Here is a 23,861-nt window from a genome sequence, read left to right on the forward strand (position 1 = left end):
CGCAATGAGGGTGGTAGCTCATTGTAAACTTCAAATAATAGTTTTCATAATTTAAAGTTTTGGTTGGTTAATGAAGAAGTCCGATAATTCTTTTATCGGACTTTCTTTTTTAATTCTTGTAACACTTCTTCTAAATCAACAGAAAAAGAAGGTAATTGTATTGTAATAGTACTGAAAGGGCAATTACCTTTTAGCTTCTTTGTGATATGAATATGCAAGGCATTGGCTTTCAATTCAAACACTACATCTTGGCACAAGGCATAAATATAATGAGTTTGCTCATTGTATTCAAAATAAAGTTCTTCTTCATAAGCTAATCTACTTATACAAAAATATTGCTTCTTATTTACAAAAGCTATTTGCAAAAGCTCTCCCCAATATGCGCGAGGGTTGAGGTCTATTTCTTCAGAGGTAAAAAGTAAGGTGTTCATTATGTCTTAAACTATTTTTTAGTTTCCCATACTATCGGTCGGTTATAAACTGAATATTTGGATTCTGTGTTCATACTGCAATACTCATAATTCTATTATTTCTTTTTACAAAGATACTGATTCTTTCCTGAAAAGCAAGAAGATTTTTAAATTTTAGACTTGAGGAATCTCAAAGAGACTTAGAAAATATCAGAAAAACTTTGAGATATCAAAAATGAATTTGAACTTCCGGAAGATAACGAAGAAGTTCGAAGGAGGTAAGTTAGGTAAAAGGTAAAAGATGAAAGGTAAAATGAGTATGCTTAGCTTATAGAGAGCTTATAGGAAGCTTATACGAATCTTGGACGATTGGTATAGAAAGGGTATATAAATGGTTGATAATGAATAGCTAAAAATGAAGAATAAAATGGATTTTTGAGGGAAATAAATCGACAAATAAGGAAAGTTAAGAGGAAGATAAGACGATGGTTTTAAGAACTGAAGAAATAGAATAATATCAATCATCTTGTTTAGTGTGAATTTTGATACTGCTTCTTTTTCGTGCGAGAGAAAACTGAAAATGAGCCGTGTAAAATGAGAATATTATACAGGTTAATCGTGTAGCGTATACACAAAATGAAGATTTTAGGGATATTGAAGTAAAGAATCTAAAATAGTGTTAGGTATTGATAATAAGCTATTTAAGTGTAAAAAAGGCTACTTTATCATTTTTGGCACGCTATTTTCAATATAGATGGTGTAAGTTTGACAGACGGGATGTTAGTAAAACTTGCAAGTGCATTTAAATCATAATAAATGATGACACTAAAAATTGCTTGAAAAAACTGAATTAAACAAAATTACTGAAAAATTGCTATAAGAAACATTGTTAGATAAAAATTATTCATTGAAACAAGATTTTGAGAAGACACAGAGATTGCTAAAATAAACATTGTTAATCAAAATTACTATAAGAAACATTGAATCATTAAAGCAAAGACTGAAAAAACTAAATTACAAAGTCATTTATTAGGCTATTTAAAGACAAAATTTTATGAGAAAAAACAAATACTTTTAAGTTCATAAAATTTTATCAACTTAAAAGTATTCATTTTGGAGTTAGTAGTAGTATTTATATGCATTGTGAAAAAAGACTCTTCCGAAAGGGAGGGTCTTTTTTTAATAGTTAATGATTAGTGATTAATAGTTAATAAGGTATTGCAGTAATCCTTTTGCGACTCCGTACCTCTCTTCTTTAACAGGAGTTGATATATTATTTTTAAAGGGGATTAATCACTTTTCGCTATTCGTTATTCACGGTAAGTCTTACGGTTTCTATTTTAGTCTGTGAGCAGGCTTCGATAGTGAAAGTAAAAGGAGGGATTTCTATCACTTCGCCTTGAGTAGGAATTCCTTCGTTATGAAGCACTATAAAACCGCCAAGTGTTTCGTATTCCTCGCTTTCTGGGATATCCAAATGATAGGTTTCATTGAGGTATTCGACCTCCAAACGCGCTGAAAAAAGGTATTCAGTGTCGGATATTTGTTCTTCTATAAACTTATCTTTGTCGTGCTCGTCTTCTATTTCGCCAAAGAGTTCTTCTACGATATCTTCTAAGGTTACAATGCCCGAAGTACCTCCATACTCATCGAGCACTACTGCCATACTCTTGCGTTTGCGGGTGAGAATGTTTAGTACTTCGTTTATCTGGATAGTCTCAGGGATATTGACAATAGGAATAAGCACTTCTTTGATGGTTTTTGGTTTCTTGAACATATCGAAAGAGTGCACGTAACCTAGAATATCATCTATATTTTCGTTGTATATCAATATTTTTGAAAACCCTGATGACACAAAGGTAGCAATAAGATTTTCAATAGATTCATTGAGCTCCACGGCTACTATTTCAGTACGCGGAATCATTATTTCACGTGCTTTTACGCCCGAGAACTCCAAGGCGTTTTGGAACATCTGCACCTCACTATCTACCTCTTCTTTTTTAGGAGCGTTTTCCATCTGTTCGGAGATATAATCTACCAGCTCTACTTTAGAGAACGAAAGAGGCACATAATCGCCTTTCGTCTTGAAGAATACGCGCAAGACAAAGTCGGATATCCACATCACAAAGCTAGAAAACGGATAGAACAGCAGATAGAAAAAATATGCAGGAATAGCAAATACTTTTAGAAGTTGGTTTGCGTAAATTTGGAAGAACACTTTGGGCATAAACTCTGCCGTGATGAGAATTATGAGGGTAGAAATAATGGTATGCCAAAGGACATTCTGGAAGAAAGGAGGCAAAAGAACTGTCATTACCTTTCCCATTTCAAACCCATACACTACAAGGGCTACGTTATTGCCCACAAGCATAGTAGCCAGTAGTTTAGAAGGCTTTCGGGTGAGTTTGGTAAGCACATTAGCAATCACTCCTTCTTGCTTTTTAAGGATTTCTAAGTGTACTTTGTTAGACGACACGTAAGCGATTTCAAACCCCGAAAAGAAGGCTGAAAGCACGAGTGTAGTAAGAATAATTATTATAGAAATAGGTTCCATAAGGGTATAATAGAAAAAGGCAGTTGCTACCAACTGCCTTTTATATAAGTGCAACACTTGTTATAATAGCTAAGCTGAGTGCAAGCTTCTTCATTAGTGATTCTTATCTTAAGTTATTCACTCGGCAAAGATACAAAAAAATAGATAATGAACAATTATTTCTTATTTTATTGTTCTGATGTACTCCAAAAGTTCACGAGCTTGCTGTTCGTTCAAGCGCTGGTTGAGCATTAAGGTGTTGTACTCTTCTACCAACTTCTTGGCGATAGGGTCTTGCTTCTCCATCACATCGGGATTGAGAATCATATTCATCACCCACTCTGGCGTACGGCGGTCGAGCAAACCTATCATTGCAGGTCCTGTGAGTCGCTTTTTAGGACGGTGGCACACGGTGCAATAGGTGTTGAAAGTTTCTTCCCCTTTGGCTACCATTGTTGCATCGGGGGTATCGGCTAAGGGTGGGGTGATGGTCTTCACGGGACCTATCCCTTTGTTGTTTTGCCAATCGGGAAAATCGGGCTCTGGTGCACTGTTTGAAGGGGCAGGTGTAGTAGTAGTTGCCTCTTGGGTAGTACTATCGGTGGTGGTGTTATTGTTGTTCGTTCCGCCACCACAAGCGGTTAAAAGTGCCATAGTGGCGAATGTTAAAAAGTGTTTTTTCATTAGTGTATAAAGAAATATAGCTTGCGCTATGAAAATTAATTAAGCATTCTTGTTTTGTAAAGAAATATGGCTAAAACCATAGAAATTAAACAAAGATATAGATTTCCTGTTTGATTTGGTGTGATTTGTTCAATTTCTCTCCCGCAAGAGATTCCTACCTATAAAAGTTTTACGACTTCCTTAGCAAAATAGCTAGCGATAAGATCAGCACCGGCACGCTTAATGCTCACAATTTGTTCCATCATTACAGCATCGTGGTCGAGCCAACCGTTGGCAGCAGCAGCTTTCAGCATCGCGTATTCACCCGATACTTGGTAAACAGCTACGGGCACTTCGCTCATATTCTTCACCTCGCGAACGATGTCTAAATAGCAAAGCCCTGGTTTTACCATCACAATATCAGCACCTTCCTCTATATCCATACGGGTCTCGCGTAAGGCTTCGAGGCGGTTGTGATAGTCCATTTGGTAAGTTTTCTTATCCTTAGGGATATCCTGTTGGTCTACGGGAGCACTGTCGAGTGCATCGCGGAAAGGACCATAGAAAGCTGAGGCGTACTTGGCACTATAAGCCATTATCCCTACGTGCTCAAAGCTATTGTCTTCAAGGGTTTCACGCAAGGCGAGGATACGTCCGTCCATCATATCGCTGGGCGCAATAAAATCAGCACCTGCCTGAGCGTGTGAGAGTGCCATTGTACAAAGAGCATTTACAGTAGCATCGTTTACAATGCGTCCGTTTTCCACAATGCCATCGTGACCATAAATAGAATAAGGGTCGAGTGCTACATCAGTCATTACGAGCATTTGGGGCACCGCTTCTTTCACAGTTTTAATAGCGCGTTGCATCAAACCATTAGGGTTGGCTGCTTCTACGCCTTTGTTGTCTTTAAGAGCGTCAGGCACTTTCACAAACAGTAATACCGATTTGAGTCCTAAGCTCCAGAGCTCTTTTACTTCTTTTGCCAATAGGTCGAGGCTATAACGGTAATAACCCGGCATAGAGGCTATTTCTTCTCTTACGCCAGTACCTTCAACTACAAATAGAGGTATAAGAAAATCATCAGGGGTAACAATCGTTTCTTTTACCAAACTACGTACCGTATCGTTTACGCGCAAACGGCGGTTTCTTCTGAGTGGATACATTATATTTAGTTATTAATTTTTAATGATTAATATTTAGTCCTTATTTATCTTTTTACCTGCTATCTGCTCGTGTGGCTCCCTCCTTTTACCTCAAAAAACTCCTTCACTTCTTTTTCAAAAATCTCTATGGGATAAGTGTGTGCCATAGTATTCAAGAGGTGAATTTCTATATTTTGCTGAGGACTCATATCTTCTCGGAGAACTGATAGCGACTCCCACGGTGTGATGACGTCGTCCTGCAAACCGATAACTATCTGCATATAAGCGCGGTAATTAGGGTTGGGTTGGGTGTTAAAAGGCACTTCGTGTCGATAGGTAAGCGCAGGATTGAACAACAAGCAAGGTTTTCCAAGCTTTTGAGCGAGGTAATAGACAATGAGCCCTCCAAGACTCGAACCTATAAGCACATCAACCTCAGCATACTCTTTTTGTAACTCAGCAAAGAGGTTAGGCGCATTCCGATAGTCAATCGTAGGGGCGAAGATTTCACCGTAAGGGGTGAGCACTGCGCGCCTATCGTCTTGTAAGTAGCTATCGAGACCGTGTAAATAGAGTATTTTCATAATGAGTGCAAAAGTACAAAACATTTTTTAATTGACAAATTTGTCTTCTGTTGGCTATAGTCAGAAATGTTTCGTTTAGAAAATTGGCTTTAACAAAATTTAAAACTTCACTCATCTTAAAACCCTCTTCTTACCACCTCAAAATCAACTTAAAAGCACCTTTTCTTCGTCTTAGCTTCGCCTTACCTTCGCCTTAGGTTCGCTTTAGGTTCGTCTCAGAAGGCTCCAAAATTCATTTTCCTTTTTTCACCTTTATATTTCAATATTTTTCTTTTCACTAAAAAAATTAGTATCATTTATCTGTTTTCTCTTCTGCTAATTTGCTAATTCCCGCATAAAGATATATATTTGCACTCTTATAATAAAAAACAACCTATATGTTCCAAACACCTTATAACGCAGCGCCCTTTTCGCGCTTTGCTCCTACCGACTATCTACCAGCCATCCAAAAAGCAATTGCCAAAAGCCTCAAAGAAATCGATACCATTGCTCATAATCCAGAAGTGCCTACCTATATGAATACAATACAGCCTTTGGCTTATGTGGGATTAGAACTCGACCGACTTACGGCAATGTTCTTCAACTTGAACAGTGCCGAAACTAACGAAACCCTGCAAGCAGAAGCTCAACGCATCTCGCCTCTGCTCACCGATTACAGTAACGATATCCGTTTGAACGAAGCACTTTTTAAACGTGTAGAAACAGTTTACAAAACCCGCAATTACCTTTCCGCTTCACCAGAACAACATACTCTCCTTGAAAAGACTTATAAGAGTTTTACTCGCAATGGTGCAAATTTATCATCGAATGATAAAGAGCATTTACGCAGAATTGACAAGGAATTAGCGCGCCTCAAACTGAAGTTTTCAGAAAATGTATTGGCTGAAACACAGCATTACCAATGGGTGATTACCCATAAAGAAGAGCTCAGCGGTCTGCCCGACTTTGTATTAGAGATGCTCGCTACCGAAGCCAAAAAGCACCATAAAGAAGGCTGGGTGATTACCCTCGACCTGCCTGTCTATACCGCCGTGATGAAATATGCTAATAACCGTGAGTTGCGCCGTAAACTTTTTATTGACTATCACAGCCGTTGTGCAGGTGATAGTGCTTATAATAACGAAGCCAATGTGTTGCGTATCGCTGAGTTACGTGCACAACGCGCCTCACTGTTGGGCTATCCCGATTATGCCTCTTTGGTATTAGAAGAGCGTATGGCAGAAACATCAGAAAAGGTAATGGATTTCTTGAATAAACTTTTAACTAAAGCCAAACCGCAAGCAGGCAAAGAATTAGAAGAGCTAAAAGCCTTTTCAGGACTTGATGACTTTCAGCAATGGGATTTTGCTTATTATGCCGAAAAACTGAAACAACAGCGCTATCAAATAGATGACTCTCTATTAAAACCCTACTTATCTTTGGATAAAGCAGTGGAAGGAATGTTTGCAGTAGCACATAAGCTCTACGGTTTGCACTTCACCCTTACCGATGAGGTAGAAAAGTATCACCCCGAAGTACAAACCTATAAAGTAACCGATGATAAAGGAGAATTTCTCGCCCTTTTCTACACCGATTTCTTTCCACGTATAGGCAAACGCAATGGCGCGTGGATGACTTCTTATAAAGAGCAATACACTGATAGTGAGGGAAAAGATTCGCGTCCACACATTTCCATAGTGTGTAACTTCACGCGACCTACTGCTTCGGCTCCTTCCTTACTCACTTTCAACGAACTGACGACTCTCTTCCACGAGTTTGGGCACGCTCTTCACGGTATGCTTTCTAAGGTTACGTATCCTTCTCTAAGCGGTACTAATGTAGCCCGCGACTTTGTAGAGCTTCCCAGTCAGCTGATGGAGAACTGGTGTTACGAAGAAGAAACCTTGCGCCTTTTTGCAACACATTACCAAACAGGTGAGCCTTTGCCCATAGAATGGGTACAGAAAATAAAAGAAGCCGGAGTATTTATGGAAGGTCTTTTAAGTGTGCGTCAGTTAAATTTCGGGTTCTTAGATATGGCGTGGCATACCTACCCTCATTTGGAACGCCTTGAAGATGTTCGCACTTTCGAACAAACAGTTACCAAAGAAACTCAACTCTATCCAACTGTGGAAGCGATGTGCATCTCGCCCGCCTTTTCACATATTTTTAGTGGAGGCTATGCCGCAGGGTATTATAGTTACAAATGGTCGGAAGTGTTAGATGCTGATGCTTTTGAAGCCTTTAAGGAAGCAGGTATTTTTAATACTGAGGTAGCTACTCGTTTCCGCAGAGAAGTGCTCAGCAAAGGTAGTAGTGAGAAGGAAATGACCCTTTACAAACGCTTTCGTGGAAAAGAGCCCTCTATAGATGCTTTAATGAGAAGAGCAGGATTCGACTTAGATAAGAGATAAAATAAGATAGAAGATCGGTATCAATTAATAATAATTAATAGTATGACAACAGAAAATACACAATTGGTAATCCTTGATATTCAAGGAAAGTTATCGCAAATCGTTTATGAATCGGAAGAGGTGTTACGCAACAGCAGGATTCTTATTGAAGGGTGCAAGCTCTTAGAGCTTCCTATCATTTGGGTGGAGCAAATGCCAGATAAATTAGGCGCTACTCACCCTGCGATTGCTGAGATATTAGAAGGCAAAACCTCCGTGAAGAAAAGTAGCTTTTCAGCTTGGGGCAATGCTGAATTCCGCAAGGAGCTTAGGGCTAACAACCGCAAGCATGTATTGCTCATAGGTATTGAAACTCATATCTGTATTTACCAAACTGCACTCGATTTGCTCGCTGAAGGTTATGAAGTATCCATAATTGCCGATGCAGTATCTTCTCGTACTGAAAACAATAAGCACATCGGGCTCACAATACTACGTGATGCAGGAGCTACTCTATTAAGCACCGAAGCGGCACTCTTTGCCCTCTTGCGCACTGCCGAGCACCCGCGATTTAAGGAAATAGCAAGATTAGTGAAATAATGATTAATGGCTAATGATTAATAAAAAGGCTGTAAGAGTTTTCTTACAGCCTTTTTACATTAACATTCTCCTACTTTTCCACTTTAATAGTGAGCACTGGTGTGCTGGAGTGATTTACAAGGTCGCTACTGATACTTCCATTGAAGAAATGAGCAATACCCTTACGTCCGTTAGGGAACATACAGATAAGGTCTATATTGTTTTCCTTCACATAGTTTAAGATTCCTGTTTCTACACGAATATCGTTATAAACGTGTGTTTCAAAATGCTGATGAGAGTGTTCAGCTTCTTTAAGGAACTCTTCCATACGTTTGTTTATTTCGGAAGTAGTGAGGAACTGGTAAGGAGTATTAACATACACCAAATCAACCTTAGCACCAAATACTTTAGCAAGTTTCAATGCCTTTTCAAAAGGTTTTAAAAATCGTTTAGAGAAATCGCAACCAAACATCATATGTTTAATTTTGAGCTTCTCGTGTGGATTTTTAATTACCAATACAGGCACAGAGGCAGAGCGGACTACTTTTTCAGCATTAGAGCCTATAAAGAGTTCTTTGGCGCCTGAAGCGCCATTAGAGCCCATAAACACGAGGTCGATATGGTATTTCTTTACAACTTCTTCCACAGCTTCGGGTAGCGGGGCGGTTTCAACAAGGTCAATCACTTCGACAGTGGTATCAATTTCCTTTTTAAGGTCGTTGAAACGCTGTTTAGTGAGATTGAGGAAATACATCGCTTCGGGTACCGATACTTGACTTTCGGTCATTAAGCGGATAGGAAGTTCAATGGCGTGCAACACATATACTTTGGCATTGTGTTGTTTGGCTAAGCTCATCGCAACGTGTAGTGAAGCGATTGACTTTTCTGAAAAATCGGTGGTTACTAAAATGTTTTTCATAAGAATCTATTTTTTTTTAGTTATTAATTAAATTTTATGTGTTAGGAATAATTTTATCATTCTCGAATTTCAGACTATATGTCTTTTTATTACCTTCATTATCTTCAAAGAAAATCTCGAATTTTTCGCGAGCTTCTATTATAGGCACTACATCTTCATCGCTGAAAGGAAGTATATAGGTATACTTAGCTGTAACTTGCTTGTTGTTCATTCTAAAAAGGGTAAGAGTGTTCTTGTTTTTTATAGCATAGAACGTATCACTTTTCCAATAATTACTTTGTCCCCACCCCGCTACTTTACCTAATAGCTGCCACTCTTTATTGTAAGCCAATCGCGGTCTATCGGTTCTAGAATAAATTTGAACAAAGAAACCTAAGTCTCCTTCTTTACTAATACCATATAGTTTTTCAAGAGATACTTCATAGATTTTATCATTGGAAAAGACAAACTTTTTGTGATAATATCTATCTTTATCTTCTCTAAATCCTTGTGGTTCTACCAAAGGTTGTTGTGCAACTATACGACCTACTTGCACCTCATTATCTCTATAGAAATTTACTTTTAGTTCCTCGGTATTGAAGTTACGCCCATCTATAATCACTTTTTCAGGAAGTGTTTCTTGATGTTGAGCTATAATCTTCTTGTTTCTAATCAAATAAAAATAGAAAGTATTTTTATATTTACCTATAGTATAAGTATTTTCAGGATCGGGATAACCTGATTCTCGACCTTGTATTTCTACCTCTTGAGGAATACCTAATTCTTTTTTAAATTCTTGAAAGGGGTCATTTATATCAGTTATTTCTTCCTTAGGTTTGGAGGGTTCTTCCTCTTTTAAATGACAAGCTATAAAAGGGAATAGAAATATAGTGTATATTAGTATTTTTCTCATCGTTTCAATTATTTTTTTCTACAAGCTGTTCATTTTTGAGCACTAATATATAATTTTTTAGATGTCCATCCTTATCTCTAAAAATGATTGTTTTATTAGTGTTAGAAAACTCGGGTATAATTTCTTCTTTAGGAGAAAAAGGTAATTTTTTAGTATATTTAGCTATCACACGCTGTCCTTCAACTCTAAAAAGCACTACTTCATTCTGTATATCAACTACAAAGTAATCCCAACCGTTTCTACTATCATTTTCAATTTGTGTATATGGATAGAAGAGACCTACATACGACCATTGAGGGTCGTAGTAACGATATGGATCACTAGTAAGTCCAGGTAAACTTACAAGGTATCCCATTCCTTCATAAGCCTTAATAGTATTGATACTATCCACTTCTATAGCTGATATCTTATCACTTCCCATTACAAGATGCTCTTTGTAACAAGCCGTTTCAGAAATTCTAAATCCAGGTGACTCCACTGTAGGATAGTCTACTTCTAAAGATGCTAACACTACACTACCACAATGCCTTACTGCTATTTTTGCTTCATTGAAATCAAACCATTTTTCTCGTATTTTCAGTTTTTGGGGCATTGTTTTTTCTCCTTGTGCGATGATTTTTCCTTTTTTAATAGTATAACAACAGAGAGTAGTTTTTCCTTTTACTCCAGCAATATACGTCATATAAGGGTGGTAATAATCAGTATATTTAGCTTTTATCACCATATTTTGTTGCTTGGAGTTATTTTCTTCTATCTTAGAAGTAGCCTCTTCTTTTGCACAAGCTATCATTACTATTAAAACCAAATAGGTTACAAGTATTCTCATAGTATTATATATTAACCAAAATTAATTCTTTCCCTGTGAATTTGAAATAGTAATTCTTTTGATGACTAATATTGTCTTCTTTATAGAAATATATTTGGACAATATCTTTTTCTACTTTTAAGCTAGGATAATAACCTGTTATTAGTTCGGAAAGAACTCCTACGTATTTCTTTACAAAAGCATTACCTTGATATTCCAAGAGAAGTATCTCATGTTCATTTTTTAGGACAGCATATTTTTTATTAATACGATAACAATCATAGGTATAGATTTGCATAGGTATTTCACCCCAGAAATCCCAATTAGCATCATACAACAATTGTTTATCTCTATTTCCTTCTATAGTTACAAAATACCCTAAGCCTTCTTGGTATTTTATGAAGGCTACTTTATAAGGTATATCTACTACTTTTACATTTTCGTCTTTTAAGATAAACTTTTTGTTGTATAGTTCATATTCAAAATCGCCATCATCTTCGAACTGTACTTTTATAGTTGCTACGCTCACATATCCATTGACATACACAAAAGTGGGTTGTAAGCGTTTTGTATCCATTTGGGCTACTTCTTCACCTCTAAACGTTAAACTATCGGGAAGAGTTTCTATGTGTTTAGAAAGCACTTGATAGGTTTGAGAATCATATTTATAAAAATAAAACGTATTGTTGTGTTTCGCAAGCACATCGGAAGGAAAGCCTATTCGAGGAATTGTTTGCTCTATTATTTCAGCTTCTATAGGAATATTAAGTCTTTCCTTTAACAATTCATCTTTTGTCTTTTCTTTTTTGGGTTCTTCTTTTTCTCCAATAATATCATTATTGTCTTTGGTGTTACACCCCGAAAGTGCCAATATAGAAAATCCTACAATAAGTATATATATTTTTTTCATAGCATTATGTATTGACTAACATTAGTTCCTCTCCAGTAAATTTGAAATAGTAATTCTTTTTATTACCATTTTTATAAAGATAGATTAGAATTTCGTTCTTTTCAAAATTTATTTCAGCAATACAATCAGTTTTCTCAGGAAGTGCTGCAATGTATTTTTTTACTAATTTATTATTTTTAAATTCAAAAAAGATTACTTCCTTATCATTATTCAATACAGCAAATGATTTTTTACCAGAATAGGGAAGTTTATGAAAATACAAGGGCACTTTTCCCCACAAGTTCCAATTGGTATCGTATAATAGCCGCCATTGATAATTATCTGCTATAGCAATAAAACAACCTATTCCTTCCATATATTCTATTTCTTGTATTTCATAAGGAATATCTACTACTTTTACGGCTTCATCACTTAAAACAAACTTTTTTGAATAATATTCATACTGAAAGCTGGTATGAGAAGGGCTTTCTACAATAGCAAATGATATTCTAATACCTCCCATTGCAATGTTATTTTTCTGATACAGAATAGGTTCTATACGCTGTGCATCTATCTGACCTACTTTTTCACCTCTAAATTCTATATCTTCAGGAAGTGTTTCAATATGTTTAGCAAGAACTTTGTAGTCATCGTCATATTTATAGAAGTAAAAAGTTTTTTTATTTTTAGCAAGTAGATAAGATGGATATCCCACTACACCAAATGCTTCATATGTTATTTGAGCTTCAGCAGGAATACCGAGTTTCTCTTTTATAAACTCTTTCCACGGTTTTTCTTTTTCAAGGTCTTTGTGAGGATTATCAGATTCTTCTTTAACATTGCATCCCAAAAGAACTAACATAAAGACTCCTATCACAATGTTAAGTATATACTTCATTTTATGTGTTTTATTCGTTTGATGAGGCAAATATATAACTTTTATTTTTTATTTGCAAGAAAAATCTTTCCTTTTTTTTATTTTACTTTTCATTCCTTTGTGAAATCGGTCTTTTATTATGTAAATTTCTAAACTTTATTTTGTTATGTTACTCAAAATATAATATATAAAGCTATAAAACACTACATTCAACAGTAAAAAGAAATAGGTAATCTTTACAATTCTAAACACTTATTGCGCATACAACCCTCTAGTGATATTCAATCTTTATAAAACAAAACTTTCTCCCTCTTTTTTCAAACCAATAATCCCTAAAAATAAATAAAAATAGACAAGTTCTACTCTTTGTGTAGAATCAAGATCTACAAAAATCTTCCTTTGAATAGAAAGCGAAAAAGCTCCTTGAGTTAGCTTTTGATAAAAAACATCATCAAAAATAGCATCAAAATCCTTCTCAACTTGCAACTTACTATTAGGCAACTGATTAAGAACCTTCTATAGGAGAAACCCAACCTATTGTTACTCTTTTGTTTATCTTAAAACTTTTATCTTTTAAGCTGACTGAGCAACATAATAGAATCTTGTACATAAAAACTATCTTCTTGCGCCAAAGCAAAAGTACTAATGAATAATGATAATACAAAAAAAATATACTTCCATACTCTTTATTTTTTTGATTATTCTACTTTTAGGTAAAAGTAATGATTTCTCCTTAAAAAACTTAAATTAGAACAGATCGAGAGATTAAAATAACAGCCCAAAAACTACCACTTATTTACCTAATTTTCCAAACTTTTTTACTTTTTTTCTTGTTATTTAGAAAATTCGTCGTATCTTTGCACCGAAAAGTAATATTTGAGGGGACATTTAAGTCCCCTCTTTTTATAGCAAATGAATTTCAAAGACCAAGTTAAAGAGTTAGTTAATAAGGCTTTAAGCGAGCACCCTGAACTGTTTCTAACCGATTTAAGCGTAGGAGCTGACAATACCATTCGCGTGACCATCGACGGGGATAAGGGCGTGGGTATTGACGATTGTATAGAGCTTAGCCGTGCTATTGAGAACTCTTTAGACCGCGAGGTGGTAGATTTCGCCCTAGAGGTTACTTCGTTTGGTGCTACTGAGCCTTTTGTAATGGAACGCCAATACACTAAAAATGTGGGTAGAACCGTGCAAATCACAACACTCGACGGCAAAACACACGAAGGAGTACTGAAAGGCATTGTTGAAGGTAAAGCCGTACTCGAAACTGAAACTCGCGAACCGAAACCCGTAGGTAAAGGTAAAATCACTGTAAAGAAAGAGCACTTATTTGCGCTCACCGATATAAAAGAAACTAAAGTAATCATTAAATTTTAATTAAACGTATATGAATAGTCTTGAATTAATCGAATCATTCTCGGAGTTTAAAGATGATAAACTCATCAATCGCGAAACCTTGATGGCTATTTTGGAAGAGGTTTTCCGCAATACCCTAAAAAAGAAATATGGCTCTGACGATAATTTCGATATTATTATCAACCCCGATAAAGGCGACTTACAAATCTTTCGTAACCGTGTGGTAGTGGAAGACGGTGCAGTAACGAACGACAATCAGCAAATTGAACTTTCGGTAGCTCGCAAAATTGAACCCGATTTTGAGGTAGGAGAAGACGTTTCAGAGGAAATTAAAATTAATGACTTGGGTCGGCGTGCTATCTTAGCTCTACGCCAAAACTTGATTTCTAAAATTCACGAATACGATAGTATGACTATCTATCAGCGTTTCAAAGACTTGATAGGTCAGCTATACGTAGCTGAAATACACCATATCCGTCACAAAGCTATCATCTTGTTAGACGACGAAGGCAATGAGATTATCCTTCCTAAGGAAAAACAAATTCCGTCAGACTTCTTTAAGAAAGGCGAGCACGTGCGCGGAATTATCGAATCGGTAGAGCTGAAAAGTACCAAACCTACCATTATTATGTCGCGTACATCTCCTCTATTCTTGGAGCGTTTGTTCGAACAAGAAATCCCCGAGATTGCCGACGGGCTTATCACTATTAACAAGGTGGTACGTATTCCAGGAGAGAAAGCAAAAGTGGCTGTAGATTCATTCGACGACCGTATTGATGCGGTAGGTGCGTGTGTAGGTGTGCGTGGGTCTCGTATTCACGGTATTGTGCGCGAGTTGGGCAATGAGAATATCGATGTATTACCGTTCACCAATAACCCACAACTGCTCATCACCCGTGCTTTGGCACCTGCACGTGTATCTTCAGTGGTTATCAACGAAGAAGAAAAACGTGCCGATGTGTATTTGGCAAATGAAGAAGTATCGAAAGCCATTGGTAAATCGGGCTATAACATTCGCTTGGCGAGTCAGCTTTCAGGCTATGAAATCGACGTATATCGCGAAGGAGCAACCGAAGAAGATATTGAGCTTAGCGAGTTTAACGACGAAATTGAAGAATGGGTGATTGAAGAACTGCAAAAAGCAGGACTTGATACAGCTAAGAGTGTATTGGAACTTTCTGCCGAAGAGCTAATGCAACGCACTGACCTCGAAGAAGAGACTGTAAGCGAAGTGCTACGCATTTTGGCAGAAGAGTTTGAATAGGGTAAAAGAAAAAATCTGTGAAAGCAGAGTGTATGAGGGAGGTAGATTCCCTACAACTTAAACAAAAAATAATGTATCCTTTCTTCTTAAAAGAGAAATGGATTTTAATAAACATATATGAGCGAGGGAAAAAAAATAAGATTAAGCAAAGTTTTAAAGGAGTTCAATATCTCTATGGTAACAGCCGTAGAATATCTGAAGAAGGAGAAAGGGATAGAAATAGAATCTAACCCTAATACTTCTATTACAGAAGATATTGTGAAGTTCCTTTCGAACAAATTTAACGCCGACAAGAGTAAGCGTGAGGTTTCAAAAGAGATAGTGGAAGACAAGCGCAAAGAGCGCGAGGCTATCCGCATAGAGCAAGAGAAAGAAAACCAAGAGAAGCGCAAACAGCAGGAGCAAGAAGTGATAAAAGCTAAAGCTCAACTAGCTGGGCTCAAACCTGTGGGTAAAATAGACCTTGAAGAAGGTAATAAAAAAGAAGGGGTAGCTCCTGCTCAAGAAGCACCAAAACCAGAAATTACTACTTCAAAACAGGAAGTAACCTCTTCTAAAACAAAAACAACAACCTCGAAGCAAGAAGCAACTCCTGGAACAGTGCAATCTCAGCCTGCTAAGGACAAGAAAAAAGACAACAACAAACCCGACGCTCAAAAGAATAAATCTGCTTATCAAAATCCATTGGCACAAACCGTTGCTACGCAAAAGAAGAAGGAACAACAGAACCATACCCCTAAGGAAGAACTCACCACTGAAATCCCTGCAGGTGTGATTGAAACTCAATACCAAAAGCTCACAGGTCCTAAAGTAGTGGGTGAGAAAATAGACCTTAGTCAGTTTGAGAAAAAGAAGAAAAAACGCAAACGCAACCGTCACAAAGACAAGGATAAAGAGACTCAAACTACTGCTAATAGCACTACTGATGCTACCGGCGACAGCGAAAAACGCAAACGCAAACGCATTCGCAAAGATGAAGTGAATGTGGCTAAAGGTGGTGACAACACGAAGAAAGAAAAGAAAAACAAGATTATTGCCAAAATAGAACCTTCCGAAGAAGAGGTACAAAAACAAGTACGCGAGACCCTGGAACGTCTGCAAGGTAAAGGTACAAAATCTAAGGGGGCTAAATACCGCAAAGAAAAACGAGAAACTCACCGACAAAAAGTAGAACAAGAGCTCGCTGAACAAGAACAACAAGAGAAGATACTAAAAGTAACCGAGTTTGTGACAGTAAACGAACTGGCTACAATGATGGACGTTCCTATCAATAAGGTAATTGGTGCGTGTATGTCTCTCGGTATTATGGTAACAATGAACCAGCGTCTCGATGCCGAAACCCTCTCGATAGTAGCTGATGAGTTTGGCTATGAAGTGGAATTTGCAACAGCTAACATCGAAGAAGCTATCCATACCGAAGAAGATCAACCTGAAGATTTAGTACCTCGTGCACCTATCGTTACCGTAATGGGTCACGTAGACCACGGTAAAACATCGCTCTTAGACTACATTCGTAAAGAAAATGTAATCGCAGGTGAAAGCGGTGGAATTACTCAGCACATTGGGGCTTATAGCGTGAAATTAGAAAGTGGAGAACGCATCACTTTCCTCGATACTCCTGGTCACGAAGCCTTTACTGCTATGCGTGCTCGTGGTACCAAAGTAACCGATATTGCTATTATTGTGGTAGCTGCCGACGACGATGTGATGCCTCAAACCAAAGAGGCTATTAGTCACGCACAAGCCGCAGGAGTACCTATTATCTTTGCCATTAACAAGATTGATAAACCGAATGCGAACCCCGATAAAATTAAAGAACACTTGGCGACTATGAACCTCCTCGTAGAAGAATGGGGCGGTAAAATACAGTCACAGGATATTTCGGCAAAGCAAGGTATTGGTGTATCTGAACTATTGGAAAAAGTACTCTTAGAAGCCGAAATCCTCGAGCTGAAAGCAAATCCTAACAAACCAGCGGTAGGTACTGTAGTGGAAGCAGCTCTTGACAAAGGTCGTGGATATGTTTCTACTATATTGGTAGAATCGGGTACGTTACACGTAGGCGACTATGTACTGGCGGGTACCAACTCTGGTAAAATACGTGCTATGCACGACGAACGAGGTAAGAAGGTAAAAGAAGCAGGCCCTTCTACTCCTATTTCTATCTTGGGATTGGACGGAGCTCCACAAGCAGGTGATAAATTCTACGTATTCGAAGACGAAAAAGAAGCCAAACAGATTGTAGCTAAACGCGCTCAATTACAACGCGAACAATCAGTACGTACGCAACGCCACATCACTCTCGACGAGATAGGGCGACGCATTGCTCTCGGTGACTTCAAACAGTTGAATATTATTCTTAAAGGTGACGTAGACGGCTCGGTAGAAGCACTTACTGACTCTTTCCAAAAGCTCTCTACTGAAGAGATACAAGTGTCTATCATTCATAAAGGCGTGGGAGCGATTACCGAGTCTGATGTATTATTGGCTTCTGCCTCCGATGCTATTATCATTGGCTTCAATGTTCGTCCGATGACCAACGCACGTGCCTTGGCAGAAAAAGAATCTATCGATATCCGTACCTACTCTATCATCTACGATGCTATCAACGACCTCAAAGACGCGATGGAAGGTATGCTTTCTCCTGTCTTCAAAGAAGAGGTTACCGGTACCGTAGAAATACGCGAACTCTTCAAGATTTCTAAAATAGGAACCATTGCGGGCTGTATGGTAACCGATGGTAAAATCTACCGCAACTCTAAGATACGTCTATTGCGTGACAATGTGGTGATTTATACGGGCGAACTTTCTTCACTCAAGCGTTTCAAAGACGATGTAAAAGAGGTGAGCAAAGGTTATGATTGCGGTTTGCAGATCAAAAACTACAACGATATTCACGAAGGTGACGTGATAGAAGCCTTCCAAGAAGTAGCAGTAAAGAAGAAACTGTAAAAAGAGATTAAAAAAAAAGCGCCTTAAAAGGCGCTTTTTTTATTAATAGGGTGGAATATGGGGCTCGAACCCACGACCTTCGGAACCACAATCCGACGCTCTAACCAACTGAGCTAAGACCACCGTCTGTATTTTCGGGTGCAAAAGTAACTCCTTTTTCCCAATCTACCAAATATTTAGACAACTATTTTTTAGCTAAGTGTTAAGTGTTAAGTGTTAGAAACATTTAGCTCTTTGATTTTCAATCTCTTTTCATCTTTCACTCACATACCCAGTTACGAGCCCTCACTGGCTTTACCTTTTATCTTTTACCTTTTGCCTCTACCAGTAATGGCGCTTTCTTGTCTTTCTCCGAAAGTTGTATCACCTCAGCTGGTAGTCGCCAATCAATACCTATGGTAGGGTCGTCCCAGCGCACACTACCCTCACTCTCGGGAGCGTAGTAATTGTCGCATTTGTATTGAAAAATAGCTTCTTCGCTCAATACAGCAAAACCGTGAGCAAAACCTCTCGGGATAAAAAACTGACGCTTGTTTTCTTCGTTTAGTATCACAGACTCATACTGCCCAAAGGTAGGTGAGTCTTCTCGCAAATCCACTGCTACATCAAGTACTTCTCCTTTTACCACTCTCACCAATTTAGCCTGTGCAAAAGGTGGTTTCTGAAAGTGTAATCCGCGCAATACCCCATAGGTCGATTGCGATTCGTTGTCTTGTACAAATACAGTGGGGCTTACTAACTCATTAAATCGCTGTTGCGAAAACGACTCAAAAAAGTAACCTCTTCCGTCAAAAAACACCTGTGGCTCAATAATCACCACGCCTTCTATCTTAGTTCTGATTACTTTCATCTGTAGGATTTTGTTCTTCTTGTACAGGCGCCACTTCTTCTGCTGGTTCTATGGGTTCTATTACTTTTGTGCGTTTACTCTTGCGTTTGGTAGCTTGCAAGCGCGTAATACGTTCGTTTATTAAGTCTCCTGTGATGAAATCTATATTAGGCTCAGTATACGCTTTCTGATATGTTTTCAGTGCCTTTTTATCATCACCCATCTTTTCGTAATATTCAGCTAAAAAGAAGTTGGGCATCGCTGTTTTTAGGTAGCCATTGCTCTCTACGTATTTTGCCAATTTCTTGAGCGATTCCCAGTCTTGCGACGAATTAATAGCTGTATAAGTAGCCATCACATCGTTTAGTATAGGCACTTTCTTTACGCCTAACTGTTTATAAATAGTGTTATATTTGTTCTCCAAATATTCATAAATCCCCGTTTCAAGAGTCTCCATTTGGGTCTTAAACTCCTTGCCTCCTATGGGTTTATAAATGTCAAAACACATATCAAGTGCCTGTGCTATCCCTTGCAATTTAGCAGCGTTTACTGAGCTTCCTTTAAAATCAACAAAGTGATATTCTACCGATTCGTGCACAGGCGCCGAGCGCATCGCTCTTTCAAACTGAATTGCCTTGTCGTACACCACTTTGTTTTCCACATCGGCAGTAGCCATATAGTAAAATAAACGGTTAGGCACTCCCGCTGCCAAAGCGTGCGAAAACTCTTCTCCCATACGTGGAAGAGCCACTGGGTTGAGGCTTACTATCATATTAAAAGTAGGTTTCTTCTCGGCAAGCATATAGTAATTAGCCAAAAAACCCGCCTCTTCCGAAGCAATAACCCCTTTTAGGTCAGCTATTGGGTATTTCCCTTGTATGTAAGGCACTAATTCTGCCGATACAAACTCAAAGAAACGAGCCGACTCATTAATAGGGCGACCCACCTCTTCTACCACCGTTACATCTTCTTGTTTGGGTTCATACACACCCACCACTATACACTTAGGCATTTCACCAAACTGTTCGTAATAACGCACCATCGAAACAACAGGTTCCATCAGCGTTTCCGCATTGAGCACTACTATCAGCGGATATGCCTGTCTATCCGTGTACTTTTCAGGCTTGTAGATACCTATCTTCTGTTTTCTATTGAGTCTCCCTGACGAAAAAGTCTCCGAAATAACCTGTGAAAACGCACTTTGTAAGGTTACCAAAGCGATAACGATTGTAAGATATTTCTTCATTTTTTTATAGTATTTACTTTATTTTAAACGCACAAATGAAACAAAAAAGCTCCATATAGCAAAATTTTAAGCATTTTTTAACGAAATTTTAACTTTATACCGATACCTGCGCTTTAATCGTAGGGTAAGGGTCATAGCCTTCTAAACGAAAATCGTCATAATCAAAGGCAAACAAATCCTTCACTGCCCGATTCAAGTGCATCGTAGGCAAAGGGCGTGGCGTCCTGCTGAGCTGTAAAGCTACCTGCTCACGATGATTGTTATAGATGTGCACATCACCAAAAGTATGCACAAAATCTCCTAATTGCAAATCGCATACTTGCGCAAGCATCATCGTAAGTAACGCATATGAAGCAATGTTAAAAGGCACCCCTAAAAACACATCGGCACTGCGTTGGTATAACTGACAAGACAATTTCCCATCGGCTACGTAAAACTGAAACAGTGCGTGACAAGGAGGCAATGCCGCTTTACCATTGGCTACGTTCTCCGCAAACGATTTTCCCGTATCAGGCAATACCGACGGATTCCAAGCCGAAACGATAATCCGTCGGCTTTCAGGATTTTGTTTAAGAGTCTCTACCACCGTTTTTATCTGGTCAATCGCCTCGCCATTCCAGTGGCGCCATTGTGCTCCATAAACAGGACCGAGGTCGCCGTTCTCATCTGCCCATTCGTTCCAAATGCGCACCCCGTGGTCAGTGAGATATTTAATATTTGTATCTCCTTTTAAAAACCAAAGTAATTCATAGATAACCGATTTTAAGTGTATCTTTTTAGTCGTTACCAGCGGGAAACCCTTATTGAGGTCAAAGCGCATTTGGTAACCAAATACACTGGTCGTTCCCGTGCCGGTACGGTCATCTTTAGAATAGCCATTATCGAGAATATGGCGCAAGAGGTCGTGATATGTTTGCATTTTTAGTTAAGTGTTAAACCTAAGAAGTTAAATCGGTGCAAAGATACAACAATAATAAAAAATACCAATACCCTAACCTCTCTCATTCTATCAACCCACTTATTTCCAATTTTTTATATACCTTACCTTTCTCTTATTTTTGTCCTATATATCACCGCGCTTCATCTTTCCGTCGCCACATTCCCACTAAACTCCTCCAACAAATTTGCTAATTTTCCAAATTCTCTAATTTCTCTCCCTCTTTTCCGTCGCTACATTCCCCCCTCTCCTTGGGAGAGGGATGGGGTGAGGATTCTCTTTCTTTCGCCTCGAAACCCCGTTTTTAACATTTTTAGCCTTGTTGTATTATATTATAAATCAACTTTTTATACACCCTTTCTATACCAATCGTCCAAGATTCGTATAAGCTTCCTATAAGCTCTCTATAAGCTAACCCCACCCTCCTAACACCCTTTTTTTACCAAATTTTCTCTTAGCTCTCTTCCGATTTCTTCTGTTTCCTTCCGAAAGTTCAGAACCTCTCTAAGATTCTCCGAAAACTCCGACGAACCTCTCTCCCCATTTCACAAGGCGTAGACTTGATTTTGTTTAAAATTTGTTTAATTTCTGAGGCACAGCCTCATTCCTCTAACTCAACCTCGCACCTCATTTCCTAATTTCCTAATTTCCTAATTTCCACCTGCCCGTCGTGCCACGACTTGTTAATTTGCTAATTACTTCGTACCTTTGCACTTTCAATAACTATCAATAGAATATAATAATGAGAAAAATACTCTTAGCACTCTCTATTTTCGCTTTTACGCTGAATGCAATAGCCCAAGATAACCCTTGGCAACAACAAGCTGATTATCAAATGAACGTAACGATGGACGTGAAAAACTTTCAGTATAAAGGCACCCAAAAACTCACGTATACCAATAACTCTCCCGATACCCTACGCGTAGTATTCTACCACCTCTATTTCAACGCTTTTCAGCCAAATAGCGAAATGGATAGCAAACTGCAATCCATCCCCGACCCCGATAGACGTATGGCTAACAATCTCGGCACCGATAAAAACCCCATTTACGAGAGTCGTATAGCCAAACTCTCACCTTCTGAAATCGGACTATTGCGCATTACGGCTATGAGTCAGGACGGACAAAAAGCTACCTTCTCTCACGAAAGTACAATCCTAAAAGTAACCCTCCCCACCCCTATTCTACCTCACAGCAAAACAGTACTCGATATGACCTTTGAAGGTCAAGTGCCCGTAATGATACGTCGTGCAGGTCGTAATAGCCCCGATGGCGTAGCGCTTTCAATGGCACAATGGTACCCTAAAATGGTAGCTTACGATCATCAAGGTTGGCATACTACCGAATACTTAGGTCGTGAGTTCTACGGCGTTTGGGGTAACTTCGATGTAAAAATCACCCTCGACAAAACCTATGTGGTAGCAGGTTCAGGCGTGTTGCAAAATCCTAACGAAATGGGCTGTGGTTATGAAGATAAGGGCGTAAAAATACCCCAAACCAAAGCTAAAACCAAAACGTGGCATTTTATAGCCGAACGTGTACACGATTTCACTTGGGCTGCCGACCCTCAGTTTACTCACGATAAGCACACTCTCACCGACGGTAAGACCATACACTTCTTCTATAAAAAATATCCAGAGAATTGGAAGCGTATCCAGCCCGATATGCTCAAAGTATTCGATTATTTCAATACACTTATAGGCAAATATCCTTGGCCTCAATACTCTTTCATTCAAGGAGGCGATGGTGGTATGGAGTATGCAATGTGTACCCTTATGGAAGGCGGTAAGAAATACGAGAGTTTAGTAGGCACCGCCATTCACGAACTGGCTCACGCTTGGTTTCAACACCTCTTAGCTACCGATGAGGCAGCTTATCCGTGGATGGACGAAGGGTTTACCTCCTATATCCAAACACTTGCCGAACAGCAAGTGTTGCACCTCATTCCCGCAACCAACTATCCCTTTACTAAAGCGTACAACGGTTACCTAAACTTAGTGAAATCGGGGTTACAAGAACCTACCATCACTCATTCCGACCGTTATGCAACGAACTACGCTTATAGTATTGCCGCTTACTACAAAGGACAGCTCTTCCTCACTCAGTTAGATTATCTAATGGGCAACGAAGTACTGATGAAAACTCTCAAACGCTACTATCGCGAATATGCTTTCAAGAATCCAACCCCCAATGATTTTATTCGCATAGCCGAAAAAGTATCAGGAATGCAATTACAATGGTTCCTCAATGAGTTTATGCAAACTGACCACGTAGCCGATTACGCTATCGACAAGGTAGAAGCCAAAGGAAATAAAACGGCAATTACCCTCAAACGCTTAGAACGCCTGCCTCTTTCTATCGACCTTTTTGTAACCGATAAAGCTGGTAAAACCCAATACGTATATGTGCCCTTGCGAATGACTTACGGCGAAAAACCAAACACTTACCCTAATTATCCCCGTACGGTAGTTCCTGCTTGGGGTTGGGGTAACCTTACCTACACTTTTGAACTCGATATGCCATTGAACAATATCCAAAGTATAGTATTAGACCCTAATAACAGAAGTGTAGATATCAACAGAGAGAATAATATTTATAAGAAATAAA

General features: G+C 38.6%; 20 protein-coding genes and 1 tRNA gene. 6 read left to right on the forward strand and 15 right to left on the reverse strand.

Annotated features, from left to right (window positions below; all coding sequences use genetic code 11):
- Positions 1-92: 92 nt before the first annotated feature.
- From HMPREF1320_RS02640 to HMPREF1320_RS02660, 5 genes are all read right to left on the reverse strand, one after another.
- Positions 93-431, reverse strand: a complete 339-nt coding sequence (locus HMPREF1320_RS02640) for a hypothetical protein (protein ID WP_009751545.1) — start codon at positions 429-431, stop codon at positions 93-95.
- Between the two features lie 1,282 nt (positions 432-1,713).
- The gene (locus HMPREF1320_RS02645; RefSeq protein ID WP_034554000.1) at positions 1,714-2,964 is read right to left on the reverse strand and encodes a hemolysin family protein; all 1,251 of its coding nucleotides are present in this window, start codon (positions 2,962-2,964) and stop codon (positions 1,714-1,716) included.
- A gap of 162 nt (positions 2,965-3,126) precedes the next feature.
- A complete protein-coding gene (locus tag HMPREF1320_RS02650) occupies positions 3,127-3,627 on the reverse strand; it encodes a c-type cytochrome (RefSeq protein WP_034553950.1) in 501 nt (166 codons plus the stop codon).
- Positions 3,628-3,785: 158 nt separating this feature from the next.
- The gene (gene hemB, locus HMPREF1320_RS02655) at positions 3,786-4,772 is read right to left on the reverse strand and encodes a porphobilinogen synthase (RefSeq protein WP_009751529.1); all 987 of its coding nucleotides are present in this window, start codon (positions 4,770-4,772) and stop codon (positions 3,786-3,788) included.
- A gap of 59 nt (positions 4,773-4,831) precedes the next feature.
- Positions 4,832-5,359 carry a YqiA/YcfP family alpha/beta fold hydrolase gene (locus tag HMPREF1320_RS02660; protein WP_009751600.1) on the reverse strand — a complete coding sequence of 176 codons (528 nt, stop codon included), beginning with the start codon at positions 5,357-5,359 and terminating at the stop codon, positions 4,832-4,834.
- A gap of 353 nt (positions 5,360-5,712) precedes the next feature.
- On the opposite strand from HMPREF1320_RS02660, the gene HMPREF1320_RS02665 reads away from it, so the two are divergent.
- Positions 5,713-7,728 carry a M3 family metallopeptidase gene (locus tag HMPREF1320_RS02665; RefSeq protein WP_009751596.1) on the forward strand — a complete coding sequence of 672 codons (2,016 nt, stop codon included), beginning with the start codon at positions 5,713-5,715 and terminating at the stop codon, positions 7,726-7,728.
- Between the two features lie 42 nt (positions 7,729-7,770).
- Complete coding sequence (locus HMPREF1320_RS02670) at positions 7,771-8,307, forward strand: isochorismatase family protein (RefSeq protein WP_009751532.1); 537 nt, start codon at positions 7,771-7,773, stop codon at positions 8,305-8,307.
- 70 nt (positions 8,308-8,377) lie between these two features.
- Here the strand turns inward: HMPREF1320_RS02670 and HMPREF1320_RS02675 are convergent, their stop codons facing one another.
- The 6 genes from HMPREF1320_RS02675 to HMPREF1320_RS02700 form a co-directional block, all read right to left on the reverse strand.
- Positions 8,378-9,205, reverse strand: a complete 828-nt coding sequence (locus tag HMPREF1320_RS02675; protein ID WP_009751571.1) for a universal stress protein — start codon at positions 9,203-9,205, stop codon at positions 8,378-8,380.
- Positions 9,206-9,239: 34 nt separating this feature from the next.
- The gene (locus HMPREF1320_RS02680) at positions 9,240-10,097 is read right to left on the reverse strand and encodes a hypothetical protein (protein WP_009751558.1); all 858 of its coding nucleotides are present in this window, start codon (positions 10,095-10,097) and stop codon (positions 9,240-9,242) included.
- Between the two features lie 4 nt (positions 10,098-10,101).
- Positions 10,102-10,923, reverse strand: coding sequence for a hypothetical protein (locus tag HMPREF1320_RS02685; RefSeq protein ID WP_009751498.1), 822 nt, complete (start codon positions 10,921-10,923; stop codon positions 10,102-10,104).
- A gap of 4 nt (positions 10,924-10,927) precedes the next feature.
- The gene (locus HMPREF1320_RS02690; protein ID WP_009751576.1) at positions 10,928-11,812 is read right to left on the reverse strand and encodes a hypothetical protein; all 885 of its coding nucleotides are present in this window, start codon (positions 11,810-11,812) and stop codon (positions 10,928-10,930) included.
- Positions 11,813-11,816: 4 nt separating this feature from the next.
- On the reverse strand, positions 11,817-12,689 hold the full coding sequence (locus HMPREF1320_RS02695) for a hypothetical protein (protein ID WP_009751516.1): 873 nt from the start codon (positions 12,687-12,689) through the stop codon (positions 11,817-11,819).
- Between the two features lie 267 nt (positions 12,690-12,956).
- A complete protein-coding gene (locus tag HMPREF1320_RS02700) occupies positions 12,957-13,154 on the reverse strand; it encodes a hypothetical protein (protein ID WP_157446750.1) in 198 nt (65 codons plus the stop codon).
- 426 nt (positions 13,155-13,580) lie between these two features.
- Here HMPREF1320_RS02700 and rimP point away from each other — a divergent pair, with 426 nt between their 5' ends.
- The 3 genes from rimP to infB all read left to right on the forward strand — a co-directional run bounded on the left by rimP (position 13,581) and on the right by infB (position 18,243).
- Entirely contained in the window at positions 13,581-14,048 is a 468-nt protein-coding gene (gene rimP, locus HMPREF1320_RS02705; RefSeq protein WP_009751548.1) for a ribosome assembly cofactor RimP, read from the forward strand.
- Positions 14,049-14,058: 10 nt separating this feature from the next.
- On the forward strand, positions 14,059-15,291 hold the full coding sequence (nusA, locus tag HMPREF1320_RS02710) for a transcription termination factor NusA (RefSeq protein ID WP_009751605.1): 1,233 nt from the start codon (positions 14,059-14,061) through the stop codon (positions 15,289-15,291).
- A gap of 117 nt (positions 15,292-15,408) precedes the next feature.
- A complete protein-coding gene (infB, locus tag HMPREF1320_RS02715; RefSeq protein WP_009751491.1) occupies positions 15,409-18,243 on the forward strand; it encodes a translation initiation factor IF-2 in 2,835 nt (944 codons plus the stop codon).
- Between the two features lie 48 nt (positions 18,244-18,291).
- On the opposite strand, the gene HMPREF1320_RS02720 is transcribed toward infB, so the two are convergent.
- The 4 genes from HMPREF1320_RS02720 to HMPREF1320_RS02735 form a co-directional block, all read right to left on the reverse strand.
- Positions 18,292-18,367, reverse strand: a tRNA-His gene (locus HMPREF1320_RS02720).
- A gap of 177 nt (positions 18,368-18,544) precedes the next feature.
- A complete protein-coding gene (rfbC, locus tag HMPREF1320_RS02725) occupies positions 18,545-19,093 on the reverse strand; it encodes a dTDP-4-dehydrorhamnose 3,5-epimerase (protein WP_009751598.1) in 549 nt (182 codons plus the stop codon).
- Complete coding sequence (locus HMPREF1320_RS02730) at positions 19,074-20,318, reverse strand: alpha/beta hydrolase-fold protein (RefSeq protein WP_009751518.1); 1,245 nt, start codon at positions 20,316-20,318, stop codon at positions 19,074-19,076. The genes rfbC and HMPREF1320_RS02730 overlap by 20 nt, the downstream gene beginning before the upstream one ends.
- Positions 20,319-20,412: 94 nt before the next feature.
- Positions 20,413-21,237 carry a thymidylate synthase gene (locus tag HMPREF1320_RS02735; protein WP_009410566.1) on the reverse strand — a complete coding sequence of 275 codons (825 nt, stop codon included), beginning with the start codon at positions 21,235-21,237 and terminating at the stop codon, positions 20,413-20,415.
- A gap of 760 nt (positions 21,238-21,997) precedes the next feature.
- On the opposite strand from HMPREF1320_RS02735, the gene HMPREF1320_RS02740 reads away from it, so the two are divergent.
- A complete protein-coding gene (locus HMPREF1320_RS02740; protein ID WP_009751582.1) occupies positions 21,998-23,860 on the forward strand; it encodes a M1 family metallopeptidase in 1,863 nt (620 codons plus the stop codon).
- Position 23,861: the final 1 nt, after the last annotated feature.

It is taken from the genome of Capnocytophaga sp. oral taxon 335 str. F0486 (genome assembly GCF_000277665.1).
GTDB lineage: Bacteria > Bacteroidota > Bacteroidia > Flavobacteriales > Flavobacteriaceae > Capnocytophaga > Capnocytophaga ochracea.

What these genes read in the sequence shown, in the direction of transcription:
- HMPREF1320_RS02740 (WP_009751582.1), top strand. Translation starts at nt 21,998, where the DNA reads ATGAGAAAAATACTCTTAGCACTCTCTATTTTCGCTTTTACGCTGAAT.
- HMPREF1320_RS02650 (WP_034553950.1), bottom strand. Translation starts at nt 3,627, where the DNA reads ATGAAAAAACACTTTTTAACATTCGCCACTATGGCACTTTTAACCGCT.
- nusA (WP_009751605.1), top strand. Translation starts at nt 14,059, where the DNA reads ATGAATAGTCTTGAATTAATCGAATCATTCTCGGAGTTTAAAGATGAT.
- HMPREF1320_RS02730 (WP_009751518.1), bottom strand. Translation starts at nt 20,318, where the DNA reads ATGAAGAAATATCTTACAATCGTTATCGCTTTGGTAACCTTACAAAGT.
- HMPREF1320_RS02685 (WP_009751498.1), bottom strand. Translation starts at nt 10,923, where the DNA reads ATGAGAATACTTGTAACCTATTTGGTTTTAATAGTAATGATAGCTTGT.
- rfbC (WP_009751598.1), bottom strand. Translation starts at nt 19,093, where the DNA reads ATGAAAGTAATCAGAACTAAGATAGAAGGCGTGGTGATTATTGAGCCA.
- HMPREF1320_RS02640 (WP_009751545.1), bottom strand. Translation starts at nt 431, where the DNA reads ATGAACACCTTACTTTTTACCTCTGAAGAAATAGACCTCAACCCTCGC.
- hemB (WP_009751529.1), bottom strand. Translation starts at nt 4,772, where the DNA reads ATGTATCCACTCAGAAGAAACCGCCGTTTGCGCGTAAACGATACGGTA.
- rimP (WP_009751548.1), top strand. Translation starts at nt 13,581, where the DNA reads ATGAATTTCAAAGACCAAGTTAAAGAGTTAGTTAATAAGGCTTTAAGC.
- HMPREF1320_RS02675 (WP_009751571.1), bottom strand. Translation starts at nt 9,205, where the DNA reads ATGAAAAACATTTTAGTAACCACCGATTTTTCAGAAAAGTCAATCGCT.
- HMPREF1320_RS02670 (WP_009751532.1), top strand. Translation starts at nt 7,771, where the DNA reads ATGACAACAGAAAATACACAATTGGTAATCCTTGATATTCAAGGAAAG.
- HMPREF1320_RS02680 (WP_009751558.1), bottom strand. Translation starts at nt 10,097, where the DNA reads ATGAGAAAAATACTAATATACACTATATTTCTATTCCCTTTTATAGCT.
- HMPREF1320_RS02695 (WP_009751516.1), bottom strand. Translation starts at nt 12,689, where the DNA reads ATGAAGTATATACTTAACATTGTGATAGGAGTCTTTATGTTAGTTCTT.
- HMPREF1320_RS02735 (WP_009410566.1), bottom strand. Translation starts at nt 21,237, where the DNA reads ATGCAAACATATCACGACCTCTTGCGCCATATTCTCGATAATGGCTAT.
- HMPREF1320_RS02660 (WP_009751600.1), bottom strand. Translation starts at nt 5,359, where the DNA reads ATGTTTTGTACTTTTGCACTCATTATGAAAATACTCTATTTACACGGT.
- HMPREF1320_RS02690 (WP_009751576.1), bottom strand. Translation starts at nt 11,812, where the DNA reads ATGAAAAAAATATATATACTTATTGTAGGATTTTCTATATTGGCACTT.
- HMPREF1320_RS02645 (WP_034554000.1), bottom strand. Translation starts at nt 2,964, where the DNA reads ATGGAACCTATTTCTATAATAATTATTCTTACTACACTCGTGCTTTCA.
- HMPREF1320_RS02665 (WP_009751596.1), top strand. Translation starts at nt 5,713, where the DNA reads ATGTTCCAAACACCTTATAACGCAGCGCCCTTTTCGCGCTTTGCTCCT.
- infB (WP_009751491.1), top strand. Translation starts at nt 15,409, where the DNA reads ATGAGCGAGGGAAAAAAAATAAGATTAAGCAAAGTTTTAAAGGAGTTC.